General features: G+C 74.5%; 20 protein-coding genes. 14 read left to right on the top strand and 6 right to left on the bottom strand.

Annotated features, from left to right (window positions below; genetic code table 11):
- Window positions 1–21: 21 nt before the first annotated feature.
- A complete protein-coding gene (locus tag ACF1AL_RS20490; RefSeq protein ID WP_391777496.1) occupies window positions 22–903 on the bottom strand; it encodes a fructosamine kinase family protein in 882 nt (293 codons plus the stop codon).
- A 175-nt stretch (window positions 904–1,078) separates the two neighbouring features.
- Here ACF1AL_RS20490 and ACF1AL_RS20485 point away from each other — a divergent pair, with 175 nt between their 5' ends.
- Complete coding sequence (locus ACF1AL_RS20485; protein ID WP_391700010.1) at window positions 1,079–1,906, top strand: MIP/aquaporin family protein; 828 nt, start codon at window positions 1,079–1,081, stop codon at window positions 1,904–1,906.
- On the opposite strand, the gene ACF1AL_RS20480 is transcribed toward ACF1AL_RS20485, so the two are convergent.
- Window positions 1,830–2,555, bottom strand: a complete 726-nt coding sequence (locus ACF1AL_RS20480; protein ID WP_391826994.1) for a hypothetical protein — start codon at window positions 2,553–2,555, stop codon at window positions 1,830–1,832. The genes ACF1AL_RS20485 and ACF1AL_RS20480 overlap by 77 nt on opposite strands.
- 278 nt (window positions 2,556–2,833) lie before the next feature.
- Here ACF1AL_RS20480 and ACF1AL_RS20475 point away from each other — a divergent pair, with 278 nt between their 5' ends.
- From ACF1AL_RS20475 to ACF1AL_RS20460, 4 genes are all read left to right on the top strand, one after another.
- Window positions 2,834–4,234, top strand: a complete 1,401-nt coding sequence (locus ACF1AL_RS20475) for an amidase (RefSeq protein WP_391826779.1) — start codon at window positions 2,834–2,836, stop codon at window positions 4,232–4,234.
- Between the two features lie 32 nt (window positions 4,235–4,266).
- A complete protein-coding gene (locus ACF1AL_RS20470; RefSeq protein ID WP_384207927.1) occupies window positions 4,267–4,485 on the top strand; it encodes a hypothetical protein in 219 nt (72 codons plus the stop codon).
- A gap of 133 nt (window positions 4,486–4,618) precedes the next feature.
- Complete coding sequence (locus ACF1AL_RS20465; protein ID WP_391826777.1) at window positions 4,619–6,097, top strand: flotillin family protein; 1,479 nt, start codon at window positions 4,619–4,621, stop codon at window positions 6,095–6,097.
- Between the two features lie 41 nt (window positions 6,098–6,138).
- A complete protein-coding gene (locus ACF1AL_RS20460; RefSeq protein ID WP_366840306.1) occupies window positions 6,139–6,585 on the top strand; it encodes a type II toxin-antitoxin system PemK/MazF family toxin in 447 nt (148 codons plus the stop codon).
- Here the strand turns inward: ACF1AL_RS20460 and ACF1AL_RS20455 are convergent.
- Window positions 6,570–7,397 (bottom strand): TIGR02452 family protein, encoded by an 828-nt coding sequence (locus ACF1AL_RS20455; protein ID WP_391826775.1) that lies wholly within the window; start codon window positions 7,395–7,397, stop codon window positions 6,570–6,572. The two genes, ACF1AL_RS20460 and ACF1AL_RS20455, sit on opposite strands and share 16 nt — an antisense overlap.
- 269 nt (window positions 7,398–7,666) lie before the next feature.
- Between ACF1AL_RS20455 and egtA the strand changes: the two genes are divergently transcribed.
- The 4 genes from egtA to egtD are packed head-to-tail and all read left to right on the top strand — an operon-like array spanning window position 7,667 to window position 12,037.
- Window positions 7,667–8,983 (top strand): ergothioneine biosynthesis glutamate--cysteine ligase EgtA, encoded by a 1,317-nt coding sequence (gene egtA / locus ACF1AL_RS20450; RefSeq protein WP_384207920.1) that lies wholly within the window; start codon window positions 7,667–7,669, stop codon window positions 8,981–8,983.
- A complete protein-coding gene (gene egtB / locus ACF1AL_RS20445; protein WP_366840309.1) occupies window positions 8,980–10,299 on the top strand; it encodes an ergothioneine biosynthesis protein EgtB in 1,320 nt (439 codons plus the stop codon). Before egtA ends, egtB begins: the two co-directional genes overlap by 4 nt.
- Window positions 10,299–11,078, top strand: coding sequence for an ergothioneine biosynthesis protein EgtC (egtC, locus tag ACF1AL_RS20440; RefSeq protein WP_366840310.1), 780 nt, complete (start codon window positions 10,299–10,301; stop codon window positions 11,076–11,078). The genes egtB and egtC overlap by 1 nt, the downstream gene beginning before the upstream one ends.
- Window positions 11,075–12,037, top strand: coding sequence for an L-histidine N(alpha)-methyltransferase (egtD, locus tag ACF1AL_RS20435; protein ID WP_366840311.1), 963 nt, complete (start codon window positions 11,075–11,077; stop codon window positions 12,035–12,037). The genes egtC and egtD overlap by 4 nt, the downstream gene beginning before the upstream one ends.
- A gap of 7 nt (window positions 12,038–12,044) precedes the next feature.
- Here egtD and ACF1AL_RS20430 read toward each other — a convergent pair whose 3' ends face one another.
- Window positions 12,045–13,304 (bottom strand): extracellular solute-binding protein, encoded by a 1,260-nt coding sequence (locus ACF1AL_RS20430; protein ID WP_384207915.1) that lies wholly within the window; start codon window positions 13,302–13,304, stop codon window positions 12,045–12,047.
- A gap of 250 nt (window positions 13,305–13,554) precedes the next feature.
- On the opposite strand from ACF1AL_RS20430, the gene ACF1AL_RS20425 reads away from it, so the two are divergent.
- Entirely contained in the window at window positions 13,555–13,770 is a 216-nt protein-coding gene (locus ACF1AL_RS20425; protein WP_391699992.1) for a dodecin, read from the top strand.
- A gap of 72 nt (window positions 13,771–13,842) precedes the next feature.
- On the opposite strand, the gene ACF1AL_RS20420 is transcribed toward ACF1AL_RS20425, so the two are convergent.
- Window positions 13,843–14,352 carry a hypothetical protein gene (locus ACF1AL_RS20420; RefSeq protein WP_384207913.1) on the bottom strand — a complete coding sequence of 170 codons (510 nt, stop codon included), beginning with the start codon at window positions 14,350–14,352 and terminating at the stop codon, window positions 13,843–13,845.
- 52 nt (window positions 14,353–14,404) lie between these two features.
- Here ACF1AL_RS20420 and ACF1AL_RS20415 point away from each other — a divergent pair, with 52 nt between their 5' ends.
- A complete protein-coding gene (locus ACF1AL_RS20415; RefSeq protein ID WP_366840315.1) occupies window positions 14,405–14,812 on the top strand; it encodes a (2Fe-2S) ferredoxin domain-containing protein in 408 nt (135 codons plus the stop codon).
- 34 nt (window positions 14,813–14,846) lie between these two features.
- Here ACF1AL_RS20415 and ACF1AL_RS20410 read toward each other — a convergent pair whose 3' ends face one another.
- Entirely contained in the window at window positions 14,847–15,542 is a 696-nt protein-coding gene (locus ACF1AL_RS20410; RefSeq protein ID WP_391826772.1) for a chaplin family protein, read from the bottom strand.
- A 237-nt stretch (window positions 15,543–15,779) separates the two neighbouring features.
- Between ACF1AL_RS20410 and ACF1AL_RS20405 the strand changes: the two genes are divergently transcribed.
- The 3 genes from ACF1AL_RS20405 to ACF1AL_RS20395 all read left to right on the top strand — a co-directional run bounded on the left by ACF1AL_RS20405 (window position 15,780) and on the right by ACF1AL_RS20395 (window position 19,733).
- Window positions 15,780–16,775 carry an LLM class flavin-dependent oxidoreductase gene (locus tag ACF1AL_RS20405; RefSeq protein ID WP_391777486.1) on the top strand — a complete coding sequence of 332 codons (996 nt, stop codon included), beginning with the start codon at window positions 15,780–15,782 and terminating at the stop codon, window positions 16,773–16,775.
- A gap of 41 nt (window positions 16,776–16,816) precedes the next feature.
- Complete coding sequence (locus ACF1AL_RS20400; protein WP_391777485.1) at window positions 16,817–19,150, top strand: ATP-binding cassette domain-containing protein; 2,334 nt, start codon at window positions 16,817–16,819, stop codon at window positions 19,148–19,150.
- A 262-nt stretch (window positions 19,151–19,412) separates the two neighbouring features.
- Window positions 19,413–19,733, top strand: a complete 321-nt coding sequence (locus tag ACF1AL_RS20395) for a gas vesicle protein (protein ID WP_384207907.1) — start codon at window positions 19,413–19,415, stop codon at window positions 19,731–19,733.
- The last annotated feature ends 14 nt before the right edge of the window (window positions 19,734–19,747 follow it).

Here is a 19,747-nt window from a genome sequence, read left to right as displayed (position 1 = left end):
GACGCCGTGGGTCAGTTTGGGTCAGGCCCGCAGCGCCGTCCGGGCTGCGGTCAGGGCCTGCTCGGCGTAGCCGCGGCCGAACAGCACCGCGTGCACCAGCAGCGGGAACAGCTGGTGCAGGGCGATACGCTCGCGCCAGTGCGCGGCGAGCGGTGCCGCGTCCTGGTAGCCCTCCAGCACCTGCTGCAGGTACGGGCAGCCGAACAGGTGCAGCATCGCGAGATCGGTCTCGCGGTGCCCGCCGTGTGCGGCCGGGTCGATCAGCCAGGCGTGCCCGTCGGCGCCCCACACCACGTTGCCGTTCCACAGGTCGCCGTGCAACCGGGCGGGCGGTTCGGCCGGTCCGGCCAGCTCGGGCAGGTGCGCGCAGACCCGCTCGACCACGGCCGCCTCGGCCGGCCGGAGGGTTCCCCGGTCGACGGCCTGTCGCAGGTACGGCAGGACGCGGTGTTCGGCGTACCAGCGCGGCCACTCGGCGCCGGTGGCGTTGCGCATCGGCGCCCGGCCGATCCAGGCGTCGTGCGGCCCGCCGGGCGGCGCCGCGCCGAAGGCCGGGGCCCCGGCGGCGTGCAGGGCGGCCAGCTCGCGGCCCAGACGCCGCGCCGCCTCGGGGGTGGGCGGCCCGTCGGGGACCCGGTCGGTGACCAGCCAGCGCTCGTCGTGGCCGTGCACGGCGGGCACGCGCACCGCGCCGGCATCCGCGAGCCAGCGCAGTCCGGCCGCCTCCGCGCGGACCGCGCCGGGCGCGTCGCCGCGCTTGACCATCACCACGCGGCCGCCGTCCAGGCGGACCTCGGCGAGGGCCCCGGAGAGGGCCCGCCGCCCGGTCACCCGGGCTCCGGTGATCCGGGCGACCGCGGCCTCGGCACCCTCGTCGTCCTCGCCGTCGAAGCTGTTCAGCACGGCGCCCAGGGTAGGCGGTGCGGCCCCGGTCCCGGCCGCCGCGGCGTGCGGAACGAGGCCCTCCGGTTGACGTTCAGCCTCTGGACGTCCAGCATCAAATCACTACGCTCGCACATAAAACGCCCCCATCGTCGTCACACCACATCCCCCTCAGCAGGTGGAAGGCGGTGCTCTCATGGCAGACAGGACGGCCGCCAGAGGAATGGCCGGCGAGCTGATCGCCGAATTCCTCGGCACGATGGTCCTCCTCCTCTTCGGCCTCGGCGTGGTCGCCCAGGTCGTGGCCGGCGGACTAGGAGCTCACGACAGCATCGCGTGGGCCTGGGGTCTCGGCGTCACCCTCGGTGTGTACGTCGCCGCCCGGATCAGCGGTGCGCATCTCAATCCGGCCGTGACCGTGGCGCTGGCCTGCTTCAAGGGCTTCTCGTGGCGCAAGGTCGCGCCGTACGTGGTGGCCCAGACGGCGGGCGCGTTCGTCGCCGCACTGATCGTCCGCTGGAACTACACGGAGGTGCTGGCCAAGTTCGACCCGGGACACACGATCAAGTCGCAGGGCGTGTTCTCCACCCTGCCCGGCAACGGTGTCAATCCGGTGAGCATGTGGGGTGGCCTGCGTGACCAGGTGATCGGCACCGCGATCCTGCTGCTGCTGATCTTCGCGGTCACCGACCTGCTCAACACTCCGCCAGGCGCCAACCTGGCGCCGTTCATCATCGGCCTGATCGTCGTGGCGATCGGCATGGCCTGGGGCACGGACGCCGGGTACGCGATCAACCCCGCCCGTGACTTCGGTCCGCGGCTGGCGAGTTACCTCACCGGGTACGGCACGGCCTGGAGAGATCAGTACGGCGATCTGTACTGGTGGGTGCCCATCGTCGGGCCGTTCGTCGGCGGTGTGCTCGGCGCGGCGATCTACCACTTCATGATCACTCCGATCCTGCGGCGCGGCGTGGAGGAGCAGGAACCGGGCCGCGTCCCCGCACCCGACGCAGGAGACGAGTAGCCGGGCGCCGCAGGCGTCCGTGCGCCGCGCCCAGGACGATCGCCGCGCCCACCGCGACCAGATGCTCGCGGCCTGCCAGATTGGGCACGGCGATCGACTCCCACACCATCGATCCGCCGGTGAGCGTGAACAGCACGGGGGCCCGGCGGGTCACCGCCATGTACGTGAACAGTCCCACGACCGCCGCCGAAGGGCCGGTGTCGAGCACCCGGCCGGTCTCCGGCGGCAGTCCGAGCCCCCACCAGCCCGGGCCGATGGCGATCATCGCCCGGGCGGTGAGCGTCCCGGCCAGCGTGGTCGCGTAGGCGACCGCCAGCGTGCGGGCCCGCCCCAGCGCCAGCTCGGCCAGCGCGAACGCCAGGAACAGCTGGGTGAGTCCGGCCCAGACCGGCAGGTCCAGCGCGGGCACGTACAGCGACACCGGGGTGCGCAGCAGGGCCAGCCACAGCGGCAGGTCGCCCGTCACCCCGCCGAGGACCCGGACGACGGTGGCGCCCGCCGGGTGCTGCGCGATCGCGTGGAAGAAGATCACGCCGACGCAGGCCAGGCAGCCGAGGAGCAGCGCGCCGGGACCCCGGGCGAACAGACGGCGGACCGGGTCGGCCACGATGCCCCGGAACTCGTTCCACAGCGTCCGCCCGACGAACATCGCGGCCCGGCGCGCCGCCCCGAGCACCCGCCGGCGCAGCCCCTCGGGCGCGGCGGCCGGCACCGCCCCGCCACCGCCGGTCCCCTCTCCGCCTGGACGCCCCTGGTCCCGGTACACATCCGCCCCCTGACGCGGGGTCCGCCCCCGCCGCCCCCGACAGCACGCACACCGCCATCGTAGGAAGGCCGCCCGGCCCGCCCGCGCGGCGCGGGGGCGTTCCCCCGCCCCGGACCGCAGGTTACCGTTCGGTAGACAACAGAGTCCCGGAGGTGCGCCGTATGACGCTCGACCGTTCCGCAGGACTGGCGGACACCGCCCGTGCGCTGGCCGCGGGGGAGGTGAGCGCGCGTGAGCTGGCCGAGCGCACGCTGGAGCGGATCGAGGCGTCCCAGGCGACCGTGAACGCGTTCCGGATCGTGCGGGCGAAGGCCGCGCTCGCCGAAGCCGACGCGGCCGACCGGGAGTTGGCGGCGGGGGTGCGCAAGCCGCTGCTCGGAGTGCCGGTCGCCGTCAAGGACGACATGGACGTGGCGGGCGAGCCGACCGCCTTCGGCTGCCGCGGCGACTTCCCGCCCGTCGCCGAGGACGGGGAGGCGGTCCGGCGGCTGCGCGCGGCCGGGGCGGTGATCGTCGGCAAGACCAACACCTGCGAGTTCGGGCAGTGGCCGTTCACGGAGGGCCCGGCGTTCGGCGCCACCCGCAACCCGTGGAGCCTGCCGCACACCCCGGGCGGCTCCTCGGGCGGATCGGCGGCCGCCGTCGCCGCCGGGCTGGTGCCGGCCGCGCTCGGTTCGGACGGCGCGGGCTCGGTGCGCATCCCGGCCGCGTGGACCCATCTCGTCGGCATCAAGCCGCAGCGCGGCCGCATCTCCACCTGGCCGCGCGGCGAGTCCTTCCAGGGCATCACCGTCAACGGCACCCTGGCCCGCACGGTCGCCGACGCCGCGCTGCTGCTGGACGCGGCGAGCGGCAACCACGCCCGCGACCCGCACCGGCCGCCCGCGCTCACCGTGTCCGACGCGGTGGGCCGCGACCCGGGGCGGCTGCGCGTCGCGCTGTCGCTGCGCCCTCCGTTCACCGCCGTGCCCGCCCGGCTGCGGCCCGAGGTGCGCGCCCGGGTCGTCGAACTCGCCGATACGCTCGCGGCGTTGGGGCACGAGGTGGAGGAGGCCGACCCGCCGTACGGGCCGATTGGGCTGACCTTCGTGCCGCGCGCCACCGCCGGCATCGCCGAACGGGTCGCCGAGGCGCCCTTCCCCGCCCTGCTCGACGCCCGCACCCGGGGCGCGGCCCGGCTGGGCCGGCTGCTCGGCGGCGTGCCGCTGCGGGCGGCCCGGCGGGCGGAGGCGGTGCTGCACCGCCGTGTCGGCGCCTTCTTCCGGTCCTACGACGTGGTGCTGGCGCCCACCACGGCCGCTCCCCCGCCGCGCATCGGCGCCCTGCACGAGCTGAGCGGATTCGCCACCGACCGGGCGATGATCGCGGCCTGCCCCTACGCCTGGCCGTGGAACGTGCTGGGCTGGCCCGGCGTCAACGTGCCCGCCGGGTTCACCGCCGACGGGCTGCCGGTGGGCGCTCAGCTGCTCGGGCCGGCGCACGCCGAGCCGCTGCTCGTGTCGCTGGCCGCCCAGCTGGAGGACCGGCTGCGCTGGCACGAACGGTGGCCGTCCGGGGCGTAGGCCGCGCCCGGCCCGGCCCGTACGCTGTGACCATGGACGATGCGTCGATGGTCGGGCTCATGGGGCGGGTCACCGGGACGGTCGGGCCGGGACTGGTCGGCGAGGTGATCGTCCGGGTGCGCGGCGGGGCCGAGCACTTCCTCGCCTACGCCGCCTCCGGCACGGACCGCATCGAGCGCGGCACGGTCGTGATGGTGGTGGAGTACCTGCCGCCGCGGACCGTCTACGTCACCGCCGCGTACGACAGTTGAGCCCGCCGCGGCGCAGGTGAGGGGCGTTCGCGTCAAGATTGCGACAAGGATGCCCGGACGTCTTCCCGCGTGGCCCCGCCGGGCGCACACTCCCTTCGTTCGGTGCCGAAAGGGCACCATGCAAAGGGGGCGAATGCCGATGGTCGTCGGCGTCGTTGCGGGGACGGTCGTCGTTGCCGTCCTGCTTCTCATCGGTCTGTTCAAGCTCATGTGGCGCGTCGCCGAACCGAACGAGGCGCTCGTCATCTCCGGCTCCAAGCACCTCACGGAGGGCCTGGAGGAGGGGATGGGCTTCCGCATCGTCACCGGGCGGGGCACGCTGGTGCTGCCCGGGGTGCAGGCGGTGCGCCGGCTCTCCCTCGACCTGAACGAGACCGAGCTGCACGTGGACTGCGTGACGCACCAGGGCATCCCGCTGAAGGTGCGCGGCGTGGTCATCTTCAAGGTGGGCGACGACTTCGTGTCGATCGCGAACGCGGCCCGCCGTTTCCTGGACCAGCAGAAGCTGATGGCGGAGCGGGTGCACAACGTCTTCGCCGGACATCTGCGGTCCATCGTGGGCGGGCTGACGGTCGAGGACATGATCCGCGACCGGGAGAAGCTGACGGGTCAGACGCGTGCCGCGTGCGGCACGGAGATGGAGAAACTGGGCCTGATCGTGGACTCGCTGCAGATCCACGAGATCGAGGACCCGACCGGGTACATCCAGAACCTGGCGATGCCGCACGCGGCGGCCGTGCAGCGCGACGCGCGCATCGCGCAGGCCGAGGCCAACCGGCTGGCCACCGAGGCCGAGCAGCAGTCCTTCGCGCGGATGGCGGAGGCCACCCGGGACAGCGAGATCCTCCAGGCCGGCTACCAGGCCGAGCGGGACAAGGCGGCCGCGAAGGCGCGCCAGGCCGGGCCGCTCGCCGAGGCCGGGGCCCGGCAGGAGGTCGTCGTGCAGGAGACCCGGGTCGCCGAACTGGAGGCGCACCGGCGTGAGCAGCAGCTCCAGGCCGATGTGCGCAAGCCGGCCGACGCCCGGGCGTACGAGACCCGCACGCTGGCCGAGGCCGAGCGCGACGCGCGGATCTCGGCGGCGCAGGCCAAGGCCAAGGAGACGGAACTGGCCGCGGCGGCCGAGGCGACCCGGGTCAAGGCGGCCGCGGGCGCGGAGGCCGAGGCGACGAAGACACGCGGTGAGGCCTCGGCCGCGGCGACCCGGGCCACCGGTGAGGCCGAGGCGGCCGCCGCCCAGGCCAAGGGCCTCGCGCAGGCCGAGGCGGTCCGCGCCCACGGCCTGGCCGAGGCGGAGGCCATCAAGGCACGGGCGGCCGCGCTCGCCGAGAACCAGGAGGCGGTCGTCGCCCAGCAACTCGCCGAGAAGTGGCCGGAGATCGTCCAGGCCGGGGCCTCGGCCTTCGGCAACGTCGACAACATGGTGCTGCTCAACGGCGCGGACGGCATGGCGGAGTTGTTCGCCAAGGCGCTCACCATGGGCGGCACCGGACTGGGCCTGGCCCGGCAGGTGCTCGCGTCGATGAACGCGGGCGCCCCGAACGCGAACGGCGCCTCCCTGAACGGGGCGGGGCCGCAGCCGCCGCAGAAGGTGCCCGTGCAGGACGCGTGAGCTGATCGCGCAGTCACGGGGGCAGCCTCTAAGGTGCCCCCGTGACTGCGTTTACCGACGAGAACATTCCCGGCCGCTTCGGCCCGACGGCCACCATGGAGGCCGACCCGCGCGAGGTCGGCCCGGTGCGCACCGAGTACTCCCCCGCCCACGACGGCGATCCCGACCCCGGCGAGATCGTGTGGACGTGGGTGCCCTTCGAGGAGAACGACGGCCGGGGCAAGGACCGGCCGGTGCTGGTCGTGGCCCGGGAGGCCGCCGGCACCTTCCTCGCCGTGCAGCTGTCGAGCAAGCGCCACGACGGCGACCGGGAGTGGGTCGCCATCGGCAGCGGGCCGTGGGACCGCTCCGGGCGCGAGTCGTGGGTGGACGTGGACCGCGTGCTGCGCCTGCACGAGGAGGGCATGCGCCGCGAGGCGTGCGCCCTGGACCGCGGCCGCTTCGACCTGGTCCGCAGGCGCCTGGCGGAGCGCTACGGCTGGACCTGAGCGGCGACCCCGGCGAAGCACCGCTCGAAGGCCGCACGGGTGTCGCCCGTGCGGGCCGGCACCCCGAAGACCACGTGCGCGAACCGGTCGGCGAACCGCCCGCCGGGGGCGAGCAGCCCCCGGAACGCCTCCGCGACGTGAGCCGGGTCGTTGCGGAACACCCCGCAGCCCCAGGCGCCGAGGACCAGGTGCCGGTAGCCGTGCGCCGCGGCCGTCTCCAGCACCCGCTCGGCCCGCGCGGCCAGGGCACCCGGCAGCTCGGCGGCGCGCTCGGGGGCGGTGCGCAGGACCACCCCGGCGTTCGGCGCGGCGGCCGTCAGGAAACCGGCCCGGAAGGGCTCGTCCAGCAGGTGCCCGCGCTCGTCGCGGAAGACGGGCACGGCCGGGGCGTGCACGACACGGTCCGTGTAGAACGGGTCGCGGTGGGTGCGGTGGTGGTCGTAGAACTCCGGCGCCCGCCGCAGGCAGGTGTACAGCGCGGACGCCCGGCACAGGGCCTCTTCTTGGGCCTGCGCGCCGTTGAGGTGGCCGCCGCCCGGATTGCGGGCGGAGGCGAAGTTCAGGACGGCCACCGGGCGGTGCGCGAGGCGGCTTGCCGCCTGGAGGCTGCTCTCGCCGGTGACCTCGATCCGGGTGTCGACGGGCGGCGCCGGCGGCACGGGCACCGGCTGCGGGCCGAGCATCCGGGTCTCCTGGCGGGCGGCCTCGATCCACTCCGCGAGCGGGACGGGCCGCCCGTCCGCCCGGACGTACCGGCCGGCCGCGACGATCTTCTCCGTCTCCCGCGCGATGCCGCGCAGCCGCGCGCTCACGGCGTCACCCCCGTCGACGCCGCGGGCACGCGCTCCCCCGTCGTGCTCATGGACGCATCCTGAGCGATGCTGGTGATGCGCCGCAACGAATTTTCCCGGGCACGGAACGCGGGGGAAAACCCGCGGGAAAGGAACCTTACGAAGCCCGGAACATGCCGCTGGGCACTCTTGTGCGAAGCGGCACGAGCGTCTTGGGTGGGACGAGCGTGCCGTGCCCGGACCACCCGAGCCGGGCCGGTGGCATGGTGGACTCTCAGGAGGATCCCGACATGTCCGATTCGTCGACCACCGCGGCGGGTGACTGTACGGAGCACCGGACGCCCCGTACATCGGTCACCGAAGCCGAGGTGGAGGCCCTGGTCAGGGGCATCTGTTTCAAGACCGGACCGCCCCGCCGGCTCGGGGTGGAAGTGGAATGGCTGGTCCAGGAGGAGCGGCGGCCGCAGCTCCCCGTGACCGACGACCGGCTCGCCGCGGCCTACGCCGCGCTGCGGACCGTTCCCCTCGGCTCGGCGCTCACCGTCGAGCCCGGCGGCCAGCTGGAGCTGAGCTCGCCGCCCGCCGCCTCCCTGATGGAGTGCGTCGGCACCGTCTCCGCCGACCTCGCCGCCGTCCGCGCCGTGCTGCGCCGCGACGGCCTGGCCCTGGCCGGTATCGGCCACGACCCCTGGCGCCTGCCGCGCCGGTTCCTGCGCGAACCGCGCTACGAGGCGATGGAGGCCTGTCTGGACCGCACCGGCCCCGCCGGCCGCGCCATGATGTGCGCCTCCGCCTCCGTCCAGGTCTGCGTGGACGCCGGCCACGAGGAACCCGGCCCGCTGGGCCACGGGCGCCGCTGGTGGCTCGGGCACACCCTCGGCGCGGTCCTGGTGGCCGCCTTCGCGAACTCGCCGATGGCCGGGAACACGCCCACCGGCTGGCGCTCCACCCGGCAGCTGCGCTGGACACAGATCGGCCCGGGCCGCGCGGGCGCCCCCGCGCTCGACGTCGAACCGCGCGCCGCCTGGGCCCGGCACGTGCTGGACGCGCCGGTGATGTGCGTACGGCGCGAGGGCGGCCCGTGGGAGGTGCCCGAGGGGCTCACCTTCCGGGAGTGGACCCGCTCGCCGAGGCCGCCCACCCGCGCCGACCTCGACTACCACCTCACCACGCTGTTCCCGCCGGTCAGGCCGCGCGGCCACCTGGAGCTGCGGATGATCGACGCGCAGCCCGGCGACGACGGCTGGATCGTGCCGCTCGCGGTGACCGCCGCCCTGTTCGACGACCCGCAGGCCGCGGAGAGGGCGTACCGCACGGTGAAGCCGCTCGCGGAGCGGGCGCTGGGCAAGCCGGCCCCGCACAACCCGCTGTGGGTCGCCGCCGCCCGCGACGGCCTCACCGACCCGGAGCTGCGCCAGGCGGCCGAGGACTGCTTCGACGCGGCGCTGGAGGCGCTGCCCCGGCTCGGCGCCACCACCGAGGTCACCGACGCCGTCGCGGCGTACCGCGACCGCCATGTGCTCAGGGGCCGCTGCCCCGCCGACGATCTGCTGGACCGACTGCGCGGCGCGGACGCGCGCGCCCACGGGAAGGACGACCTGCGATGACCGAGCCGGCCCCGGACGCCGAGACGCTCCGCGAGCGGGCCCTCACCACGCTCACCACCGCCCGCGACCGCACCACCCTGCTCACCAGCTGCGTCGACGACCCGGATCTGACCGCGCAGCACTCGCCGCTGATGTCCCCGCTGGTCTGGGACCTCGCGCACATCGGCAACCAGGAGGAGCTCTGGCTGCTGCGCGCGGTCGGCGGGCAGGAGGCGATACGCCCCGAGATCGACACACTGTACGACGCCTTCGAGCACCCGCGTTCCGAGCGGCCCTCCCTGCCGCTGCTGCCGCCCGAGGAGGCCCGTGCCTACGCCGCCCAGGTGCGCACGCGGGTGCTGGACGTGCTGGAGTCGGCCCGCCTGGACGGCACCCGGCTGACCGAGGCCGGCTTCGCCTTCGGGATGGTCGCCCAGCACGAACAGCAGCACGACGAGACCATGCTGATCACCCATCAGCTGCGCCGCGGGCCGCAGGCGCTCACCGCCCCGGACCCGGAGCCGGCGCCGCTGTTCACCGGCCCGGCCGAAGTCGTCGTGCCGGGCGGGCCGTTCACGATGGGCACCTCCGGCGAGCCCTGGGCGCTGGACAACGAACGGCCCGCGCACGTGCGGGAGGTGGCACCGTTCGCGATCGACACCACCCCGGTCACCAACGGCGCCTACCAGGCGTTCATCGAGGACGGCGGTTACGAGGACCCGCGCTGGTGGACCCGGGAGGGCTTCGACCACATCCGCCGCCACTCCATCGACGCGCCGCTGTACTGGCGCCGCGACGGCAAGCAGTGGCTGCGCCGCCGCTTCGGCGTCACCGAGGTCGTCCCGCCCGACGAGCCCGTGCTGCACGTGTGCTGGTACGAGGCGGACGCCTACGCCCGCTGGGCCGGGCGGCGGCTGCCGACGGAGGCGGAGTGGGAGAAGGCGGCCCGCTTCGACCCGGCGACCGGCGGCTCGATGCGCTACCCGTGGGGTGACGCCGACCCCGAGCCCGAGCACGCCAACCTCGGCCAGCGCCATCTGCGCCCGGCCCCGGCCGGCAGCTATCCGAAGGGCGAGTCGCCGCTCGGCGTCCGGCAGCTGATCGGGGACGTGTGGGAGTGGACGGCCAGCGACTTCCTGCCGTACCCGGGCTTCACGGCCTTCCCGTACAAGGAGTACTCGGAGGTGTTCTTCGGGCCCGAGTACAAGGTGCTGCGCGGCGGTTCGTTCGCGGTGGACCCGGTCGCCTGCCGGGGCACCTTCCGCAACTGGGACTACCCGATCCGGCGCCAGATCTTCTCCGGGTTCCGCACGGCCCGCTCCGTGGAGGCCGGCTGATGTGCCGTCACCTCGCCTTCCTCGGCGACGCGGAACCGCTCGGCAGGCTCCTGGTGGAGCCGCCGCACGGCCTGTACCGGCAGTCCTGGGCGCCCCGCCGCCAGCGGTACGGCACGGTCAACGCCGACGGGTTCGGCGTCGGCTGGTACGCCGAGGGCGACCCGGTGCCGGCGCGCTACCGCCGGGCCGGGCCGATCTGGGCCGACCAGTCCTTCGCCGACCTGGCCCGCGTGGTGCGCAGCCGCGCGCTGCTGGCCGCCGTCCGGGACGCGACGCTGGCCGGGGCCGACGCGGAGGCCGCGGCGGCGCCGTTCGCCGCCGGGCGGTGGCTGTTCAGCCACAACGGCGCGATCGCCGGCTGGCCGGGCTCGCTCGCCGGGCTCGCGCGCACCCTGCCGGCCGGGGACCTGCTGGAGCTGGAGGCGCGCACCGACTCCGCGCTGGTGTGGGCGCTGGTCCTTGGCCGGCTGCGGGCCGGCGACCCGATGGGGCAGGCGCTCGCCGACACGGTCACCGAGACCGCGGCGGCCGCGCCCGGCTCCCGCCTCAACCTGCTGCTCACCGACGGCGACGCGATCGCCGCGACCGCCTGGGGCGACACCCTGTGGTACCTGGCCGAGCCGGGCCGCCGCACGGTGGTGGCCTCCGAACCGTACGACGACGACCCGCTGTGGCGCGAGGTCCCCGACCGCACTCTGCTGACCGCGAGCCGCACCGAGGTGCTGCTCACCGAGCTGAAGGACCCCGTGGACGCCTCTTCCAAGGAGCCCCGACCGTGAGCCCGTTCCAGATCACCCGCACCCTGCCGGAGGACGCCACGGACGCCGCCCTGCGGGCCGACGTCCTGGCCGGCCTGACGGCCACCCCGAAGACGCTGCCGCCGAAGTGGTTCTACGACGCGCACGGCAGCGAGCTGTTCGAGCGGATCACCACGCTGCCGGAGTACTACCCGACGCGCGCCGAGCGCGAGATCCTGATCGACCGTTCCGCGGAGATCGCCGCCGCGACCGGGGCCCGCACCCTGATCGAACTGGGCTCCGGCTCCTCGGAGAAGACGCGGTACCTGATCGACGCGCTCACCTCGCTGCGCACGTACGTGCCGGTCGACGTGAGCGAGAGCGCGCTCACCCAGGCCGGGCGGGCGCTCGTCGCCGAACGGCCGGACCTGGACGTGCACGCCCTGATCGCCGACTTCACCGGCACCTTCACGCTGCCGGACACGCCGGGACCCCGTCTGGTGGCGTTCCTCGGCGGCACCATCGGCAATCTGCTGCCGGCCGAGCGGGCCGCGTTCCTCTCCTCGGTGCGCGCGCTGCTCTCCCCCGGGGACGCGCTGCTGCTCGGCACGGACCTGGTCAAGGACGAGCGGGTCCTCGTCCGCGCCTACGACGACGCGGCCGGGGTCACGGCGGCGTTCGACAAGAACGTCCTGACGGTGATCAACCGCGAGCTGGGCGCCGACTTCGACCCGGCCGCCTTCGACCACGTCGCCGTGTGGGACGCGGAGCACGAGTGGATCGAGATGCGGCTGCGCTCCCGCACCGCGCAGAGCGTGAAGGTGCCCGCGCTCGACCTGGCCGTGGACTTCACCGCGGGCGAGGAGATGCGCACCGAGGTGTCGGCGAAGTTCCGCGAGGACGGCGTGCGCGACGAGCTCGCCGCGCAGGGCCTGAAGCTGACCCACTGGTGGACCGACCGCGAGGGACGGTTCGCGCTGTCGCTGTCCACGGTGCGCTGAAGGGCGCTCAGCCGAGGGACACCTTCAGCTGCTCGGTGATCCGGCGCGACGCGCGCCGGGCCTCGGTGGCGGGGTCGGCCCCGGTCAGCACGGCGGTCATGTACCGCTTGATCGGGTTGTCGGCCTCGACCACCGCCCACTCGGGTGTGCTGGGGGTCGCCCGGCCGTGCGCGGCTCCGGCCGCCATGGCCGCGACCCCCTCCTCCCCGGCGACCGCCGGGGCGAGCCTGGCCTTGTTGGGCACGTAGTTCATGGTCCGGGCCAGTTCGCTGTCCCAGTGCTCGCCGGTGAGGGCGGCGACGACGGCGACGGCGCCCTTGCGGTCGTCCGTGTTCTGCGGCACGACCAGGTCGGAGCCGCCGGTGAACACCGCGCCGGGCCGCCCGGCGCTCCGGCCGGGGACGGGGAAGAAGCCCAGCTTGCCCTTCAGGTCCGGGTTCTGCTGGACGATCGACTGGGCGAGCCCGGGGACGGCGACGATCTGCGCCGCCTTGCCGGAGGCGAACACCCCGGCCTGCGGCGGGTGTTCCTCGTCGGCGCCGGCCGGTCCGTCGCCGAGGGCGTGCAGCCGGCGGTAGAAGTCCATGCCGCGCAGCGCGGCCGGGGTGTCCAGGGTGCCGCGCCAGCCGCCGTCGCCCTCCACGGCCAGCTCCCCGCCCTCGTCCCAGACGAACCCGGCGAGGGTGTACCAGTCCTGGCCGGCGAGGTAGATGCCCTGGGTGCCGCCGGAGTTCAGCTTGCGGGTGGTCTCCAGCCACTCCTGGCGGGTCCGCGGCGGCCGGGTGACGCCGGCCTGGGCGAAGAGGTCCTTGCGGTAGATGACGACGCGGTTGGCGGCGTACCAGGGGATGCCGAACTGCTGTCCGTCGCGCTGCCCCGGTTCGACGAGGCCGGGGAGCCAGTCGTCCAGGCCCCAGTCGCGCATCGACTCCAGGGTCAGGTCCAGCAGTCCGCCCTTGTCGATGTACTGCGGCACCTGGGTGTTGCCGACCTCGATGACGTCCGGGCCGTCGCCGCCGTCCGCCTTCAGCGCGGCCTGCACCTTGGCGCCGATGCCGGTCCACTGCTGGATGCGGATGTCGAGGGCGAGATCGGTGTGGGTGCGCTCGAAGTCGTCGGTGAAGCGGCGCAGGAACTCCGGCGAGGCGCTGTCCTTCATCAGCCAGACGGTGACCGTGCGACGGGCGGCGCCGTCGTGCGGCAGGACGCCGCACGCGGTGAGCAGGCAGGCGGAGGCGCAGGCGAGGGCGAGAAGACGGCGTGGCACGAGGGGCTCCCGGGGTCCTGGTCTCAGGGATGAGGCTGCGGACAGGCGTCAGAGACCCGACATGGGGGGCGAGCAACTCGCTCGAACGGGTGTGCCGGATTTTGGTATGGACCAATGCGAAGGTCAAGGGTTTCCCCGAGCAAGGCTCCCCGGGCCGGGCCCGGACGCCTCGCGCCGCGCGGCAGCTTGGGGCACGGTGGAGTGACGCGTGACACACGCGAGCCAGCGCCCCCGCGTAAGGAGCACCCGCATGTCGAACCACACCTACCGGGTCACGGAGATCGTCGGCACCTCGCCCGATGGCGTCGACTCGGCCGTCCGCAACGGCATCTCCCGCGCCTCGCAGACCCTGCGCAACCTGGACTGGTTCGAGGTGACGCAGGTGCGCGGACAGATCGAGGACGGGCAGATCGCGCACTGGCAGGTGGGCCTGAAGGTCGGCTTCCGCCTGGAGGAGAACGACTGACGGACGCGGCACCCGGCAGGTGCGGTGACCCCGGCCGGGGTCAGGACGAGGCAGGGAGCGGGGGCCGGGCCGTCAGGTGCGGCCCTCGCGCTCCTGCGCCACCTTCAGCTCGGCCGACGGGGTCGCCCAGCGCGCCCGCAGCACCGTGAACCCCTCCCGCTCGGCGTCGTCGCACACCAGCTCGTCGTCGTCGACCAGGACCCGGATCTCCCGGCTGCGGGCGAGCCGGCGCAGGGTGTCCAGCTTGGTGCGCCGGGCGGGCCGCCGGTCGTCGTCGCGCCGCATGTACACGCGCCCCTCGGGCAGCCCGTGCGCCGCCAGCCAGTCCAGCGTATCGCTCCGGCACCGCTCGGGCCGCCCGGTGAGGTAGACGACCTCGCACTCCCGCGCGCTCTCCACGGCCAGCGCGACCCCTTCGGCGAGCGGCGGGTCCTGCGGCGCGGCCGCGAAGAAGGCGTCCCAGTCCTTCGGCCGCCGCTGAAGGAAGCGCTGCCGGTGCGCGGTGTCGGCGAGCGTGTTGTCGAGGTCGAACACGGCCAGCGGCCGCCGGGGCGTACGGGACGTGCGGGACGTAACAGTCACGACGTCCACCCTAGAGGGTGTCCCGACCCGGCGTATGGATCATGCTTCTCCCATGCGATCCCCCGTTCCCCCGCCCCGCACGGCCCTGGTCGGTGCGGCCCGGCAGCGCCCCTGCACCCTCGTGGTGTGCCGGGGCTGCTGCTGCGGCGACGCCCGCAAGCACCCCGGCACCGACCACGCCTGGCAGCTTCAGCGGCTGCGCGCCGCGGCCGCCGAGCACGGCTTCCAGGTCCGTACGACCGACTGTCTCGGCCCCTGCGACCAGGCGAACGTGATCGTCGTCCAGCCCTCCGCCGCGGGGCGCCGGGCCGGCGGGCGGGCCGTGTGGATCGGCTTCACGCTGGACGACGACAGCACCGAGGAGGTCATCGACTGGGCGGCCGCCGGCGGGCCCGGTGTGGCCGCGCCGCCGGTGACGCTGGAACTGCAGGTCATCCGGCGGCCGGGGGCACGCCGATAGCGTCCGGTACGCCCACGCCGTGGGCCGGGGCGCGTCAGCGCTGGGCGGCCGGGCGGTAGCGGCGGTACAGCGCCGCGCCGCCGAGCAGCAGCGCACCGCTCGTCAGGGCGGCCGCCAGAGTGCCGTCCGTGCCGGTCTCGGCGAGGGCGCCCGCGGCGGCGGCCTCCTCCACCGGCGTGCGCACCAGCGCCGTGTCGTGGTGCGGGGCCTGCGGCCGCTCGGGCGCCGGGGGCACCGACCGGTCGACGGGCTCGTCCGGTGTCTGCGGCGTGCCGGGCTGCTCCGGCTTGTGGCCGGAGGTGTTGGACGACTCGTTGCCGAACACCGGGTTGCCGATGCCGACGACGTTCGCCGTGTTGCCGCTGACGTTGACCGGGAGGTCGACCGGCAGCTGCACCCCGTTGCCGGAGATCACGCCGGGCGAGCCCTCGTTGCTCTGCCCGGCCGTCGCGCCGCCGCCCGCGTTCGACGAGCCGCCGTGGCCCGAGCCGCCCTTGTTCGCACAGGTGTTGCCGAACGCCGGATTGAGCAGGCCCACCACGTTCACGCTGTTCCCGCACACGTTGACCGGCACGGCCACCGGGAGCTGGATGCCGTTGCCCGAGCCCACGCCGGGCGAGTTGGCCAGGTTGCCCTCCGCCGTCGAGTCGGCGTGCGCCGCCGGGACCATGGCCATCGCACCGGACGCGGCGGCCACCGCGATCAGGGTGTTCCGGGTAACCCGCTTCATAGGTTCCCTGCCTTCCACAGATGAGAGAGACGCGGGCATGTGCCCGCAAGAGGTGCAACGCGGCCCGGCGGCCGGGGTTATGGAGAATCAACCGTTCGCGCGCCCGGGCAGGGCGTGACGGCGAGGTGAACACGGCATGACCACGGGCCGACACTGCCCGCCTCACTCACCGTGACAGTAGACTTGACGCAGCGTGACGACGGGAATCCGGTGGGCTCGCGGGCGTTGAAGACAGATGTGAGTGCGCTGATCTCCCGGACCCGATTCTCCGTTCTCGACCGCTCCCGTACCCGGGAGGGCCGGCCGCCCGGTGAGGCGCTGCGCGACACCGTGCGCCTGGCGCGGGAGGCGGAGCGGCTCGGCTACCACCGGTTCTGGGTGTCGGAGCACCACGGCGTGCCCGGCGTGGCCGGTTCCGCGCCGACCGTGCTGGCCGCGGCGGTGGCCGGCGCGACCGCGCGGATCCGGGTCGGCACCGGCGGGGTGATGCTGCCCAACCACCAACCCCTGGTCGTCGCCGAGCAGTTCGGCGTGCTGGAGTCGCTCTTTCCCGGGCGGATCGACATGGGGCTCGGCCGCTCGGTCGGGTTCACCGACGGGGTGCGCAAGGCGCTGGGCCGCGACAAGGGCGACGCCGAGGACTTCGCGGCGCAGATCGAGGAGTTGCTCGGCTGGTTCCGCGGCAGCTCGCCGACCGGGGTACGCGCGCGGCCCGCCGACGGGCTCACCGTGCCGCCGTTCGTGCTGGCGATGGGCGAGGGCGCGCACATCGCCGCCCGGCTCGGCCTGCCCCTGGTGATCGGCGACCTGCGCGGCCGGGAGAAGATGCGGCGCGGGATCGACGCCTACCGGGAGCACTTCCGTCCCTCGCCGTGGGCCGCGGAGCCGTACGTGGTGGTCTCCGGCACGGTCGCCGTGGCCGCGACCGAGGAGGCGGCACGGCGGCTCCTCCTGCCCGAGGCCTGGTCGATGGCGTACTCCCGCACGCACGGCACCTTCCCGCCGCTGCCGCCCGCCGAGGCCGTCGAGACCCGCGCGATGACCGCCAAGGAGCGCGGCTTGTACGAGGCCGGGCTCGGCGGGCACATCGCCGGGACCGCGGAGCAGGTCGCCGGGGAGCTGGAGACGCTGCTGAAGGAGACGGGCGCGCAGGAGGTGCTCGTCACCACCAGTACCTACGACCGCGAGGCACTGCTGGACTCCTATCGCCGCCTGGCCACGCTGTTCGCATAGAATCGCGGGGTTTGTCCCCCACCAGCGCTTCGGAGTCCCGCATGCACAGCCCCCACGACCCGTACGTCCGGGTCCGCGGTGCCCGTGAGCACAACCTGCAGGGCGTGGACGTCGACATTCCGCGCGATGTGGTGGCGGTGTTCACCGGGGTGTCCGGCTCGGGCAAGTCGTCGCTGGCGTTCGGCACGATCTACGCCGAGGCGCAGCGCCGGTACTTCGAGTCGGTGGCGCCGTACGCGCGCCGGCTCATCCACCAGGTGGGCGCGCCGAAGGTCGCGGAGATCACCGGGCTGCCGCCCGCGGTGTCGCTGGAGCAGCGCCGCTCGGCGCCGACCTCGCGCTCCTCGGTGGGCACGGTGACGAACCTGTCCAACTCGCTGCGGATGCTGTTCTCCCGGGCCGGCACCTACCCGCCGGGCGCCGAGCGGCTCGACTCCGACGCGTTCTCGCCGAACACGGCCGCCGGTGCCTGCCCCGCGTGCCACGGGCTCGGCCAGGTGCACGACACCAGCGAGGAGTTGCTGGTGCCGGACCCGTCGCTGTCGATCAGGGACGGCGCGATCGCCGCCTGGCCGGGCGCCTGGCAGGGCAAGAACCTGCGGGACATCCTCGACGCGCTCGGCTACGACGTGGAGCGGCCCTGGCGCGACCTGCCCGCCGGGCAGCGGGAGTGGATCCTGTTCACCGACGAGCAGCCGGTGGTCACCGTGCATCCGGTGCGGGACGCCGACCGGATCCAACGGCCGTACCAGGGCACGTACATGAGCGCCCGGCGGTATGTGCTCAAGACGTTCGCGGACTCGAAGAGCGCCACCCTGCGGGCGAAGGCGGAGCGGTTCCTGACCAGCGCGCCCTGCCCGGCGTGCGGGGGCAGCCGGCTGCGGCCGGAGGCGCTGGCGGTCACCTTCGCGGGCCGCACGATCGCCGAGCTGGCGGCGCTGCCGCTGGCGGAGCTGGCGGACACCCTGACCGCCGACGGGGAGACCGCCCGCGTCCTCACCGAGGACCTGAAGTCCCGGATCGCACCGGTGCTCGAACTGGGCCTGGGCTATCTCAGCCTGGACCGGGCCACGCCCACGCTCTCGGCGGGCGAGCTGCAGCGGCTGCGGCTGGCGACCCAGCTGCGCTCCGGCCTGTTCGGGGTGGTGTACGTGCTCGACGAGCCGTCGGCGGGGCTGCACCCGGCGGACACCGAGGCGCTGCTGACGGTGCTGGAGCGGCTGAAGCGGGCCGGGAACTCGGTGTTCGTGGTCGAGCACCACCTGGACGTGGTGCGCGGCGCCGACTGGCTGGTGGACGTGGGGCCGCGCGCGGGCGAGCACGGCGGGCGGGTGCTGCACAGCGGGCCGGTCGCCGACCTCGCGGCGGTGGCGGAGTCGGCGACGGCCCGCTTTCTCTTCGACACCTCCCCCGCCCCGGTGCGCGAGGTGCGCGAGGTGCGCGGATGGCTGACCGTCGGTCCGGTCACGCGGCACAACCTGCGCGGGGTGACGGCGGAGTTCCCGCTCGGCGCGTTCACGGCGGTCACGGGCGTGTCGGGCTCCGGGAAGTCCACGCTGGTCGGCGAGATCACCCAGGACGTGCCGGGCGTGGGCCGGCTGGTGGCGGTGGACCAGAAGCCCATCGGGCGCACCCCGCGCTCCAACCTGGCGACGTACACGGGCCTGTTCGACGTCGTACGGAAGGTGTTCGCGGCGACGGACGAGGCGCGTGCCCGGGGTTACGGGGTGGGCCGGTTCTCCTTCAACGTGCCGGGAGGGCGCTGCGAGACCTGCCAGGGCGAGGGGTTCGTCAGCGTGGAGCTGCTGTTCCTGCCGAGCACCTACGCGCCGTGCCCGGACTGCGGCGGTGCCCGCTACAACCCCGAGACGCTGCGGGTGACCTACCGGGGGCGGACGATCGCCGAGGTGCTGGACCTGACAGTGGAGGCGGCGGCGGAGTTCTTCGCCGACACCCCGGCGGCCGCGCGCAGCCTGGGCACGCTCCTCGACGTCGGTCTCGGCTATCTGCGGCTCGGGCAGCCGGCGACGGAGCTGTCCGGCGGTGAGGCGCAGCGCATCAAGCTGGCGAGCGAGCTGCAGCGCGGCCGGCGCGGCCACACCGTGTACCTGCTGGACGAGCCGACGACCGGCCTGCATCCGGCGGACGTGGAGGTGCTGATGCGTCAGCTGCACGGGCTGGTGGACGCCGGGCACACGGTGATCGTCGTCGAGCACGACATGACGGTGGTCGCGGCCGCCGACTGGGTGATCGACCTGGGCCCGGGCGGCGGCGACGCGGGCGGCCGGATCGTGGCGGCGGGCACACCGGCCGAGGTGTCCCGCACCGAGGGCAGCGTGACGGGCCCGTACCTGGCCCGGGCCCTGCGGGGCTGAGCGGCGCGGGCCCTGCGGGGTCGAGCGGCACGGGCCCTGCGGGGTCGAGCGGCACGGGCCCTGCGGGGTCGAGCGGCGCGGGCCCTGGCCGGGCGTACGGCGACGGGTGGAAACGCGCTGACGGGGCCGGGACGCCCGTGTCGGGGTCCGCGCACTCGCCCGGCGGGTGGACCGCCTCCGCGGACCCCGGTGGCGGACCCGTGCCGCCCGACCGGACCAACCGGCCGGGCGCCGCGCGGGGCCCGCGGTCAGAGTGGGCCGTATGACAGAACCCGGCGAGCGACGGCGCGGCACGGCCGCCAAGGCACCCCGCGCGTCCCAGGTACGCGGCGCGCGGGATGCCGCCCGATGTGCCGCGCAAGAGCTGGCCGCACTCGTCGGGCAGCACATCGAGGGCGTCTCGGCGGTGTGCCGCACCGAGGGCGGCGACGGCTGGCTCGTCCATGTGGACGTCCTGGAACTGGCCCGGATCCCCGACACCACCAGCCTGCTCGCCACCTACGAGGTCGAGCTGGACCGGGCGGGCGAGCTGCAGCAGTACCGGCGCGTCGCCCGCTACCGGCGCGGTGCCCAGGACCAGTGAGCGTCCGTACCCCT

The sequence above is a fragment of the Streptomyces sp. NPDC014801 genome, from assembly GCF_043082085.1.
Classification (GTDB): Bacteria; Actinomycetota; Actinomycetes; order Streptomycetales; family Streptomycetaceae; genus Streptomyces.
The sequence above is the reverse complement of the archived record's forward strand: the minus strand, read 5'-3'. Positions and strand labels throughout refer to the sequence as shown.

Bases quoted from the DNA above. Each gene is read 5' to 3' on its own strand.
- ACF1AL_RS20415 (WP_366840315.1), top strand. From the start codon at position 14,405: ATGCGATCCCCCGTTCCCCCGCCCCGCACGGCCCTGGTCGGTGCGGCC.
- egtB (WP_366840309.1), top strand. From the start codon at position 8,980: ATGACCGAGCCGGCCCCGGACGCCGAGACGCTCCGCGAGCGGGCCCTC.
- ACF1AL_RS20475 (WP_391826779.1), top strand. From the start codon at position 2,834: ATGACGCTCGACCGTTCCGCAGGACTGGCGGACACCGCCCGTGCGCTG.
- ACF1AL_RS20410 (WP_391826772.1), bottom strand. From the start codon at position 15,542: ATGAAGCGGGTTACCCGGAACACCCTGATCGCGGTGGCCGCCGCGTCC.
- ACF1AL_RS20465 (WP_391826777.1), top strand. From the start codon at position 4,619: ATGCCGATGGTCGTCGGCGTCGTTGCGGGGACGGTCGTCGTTGCCGTC.
- ACF1AL_RS20480 (WP_391826994.1), bottom strand. From the start codon at position 2,555: ATGTTCGTCGGGCGGACGCTGTGGAACGAGTTCCGGGGCATCGTGGCC.
- ACF1AL_RS20470 (WP_384207927.1), top strand. From the start codon at position 4,267: ATGGACGATGCGTCGATGGTCGGGCTCATGGGGCGGGTCACCGGGACG.
- ACF1AL_RS20400 (WP_391777485.1), top strand. From the start codon at position 16,817: ATGCACAGCCCCCACGACCCGTACGTCCGGGTCCGCGGTGCCCGTGAG.
- ACF1AL_RS20485 (WP_391700010.1), top strand. From the start codon at position 1,079: ATGGCAGACAGGACGGCCGCCAGAGGAATGGCCGGCGAGCTGATCGCC.
- ACF1AL_RS20395 (WP_384207907.1), top strand. From the start codon at position 19,413: ATGACAGAACCCGGCGAGCGACGGCGCGGCACGGCCGCCAAGGCACCC.
- egtA (WP_384207920.1), top strand. From the start codon at position 7,667: ATGTCCGATTCGTCGACCACCGCGGCGGGTGACTGTACGGAGCACCGG.
- egtC (WP_366840310.1), top strand. From the start codon at position 10,299: ATGTGCCGTCACCTCGCCTTCCTCGGCGACGCGGAACCGCTCGGCAGG.
- ACF1AL_RS20425 (WP_391699992.1), top strand. From the start codon at position 13,555: ATGTCGAACCACACCTACCGGGTCACGGAGATCGTCGGCACCTCGCCC.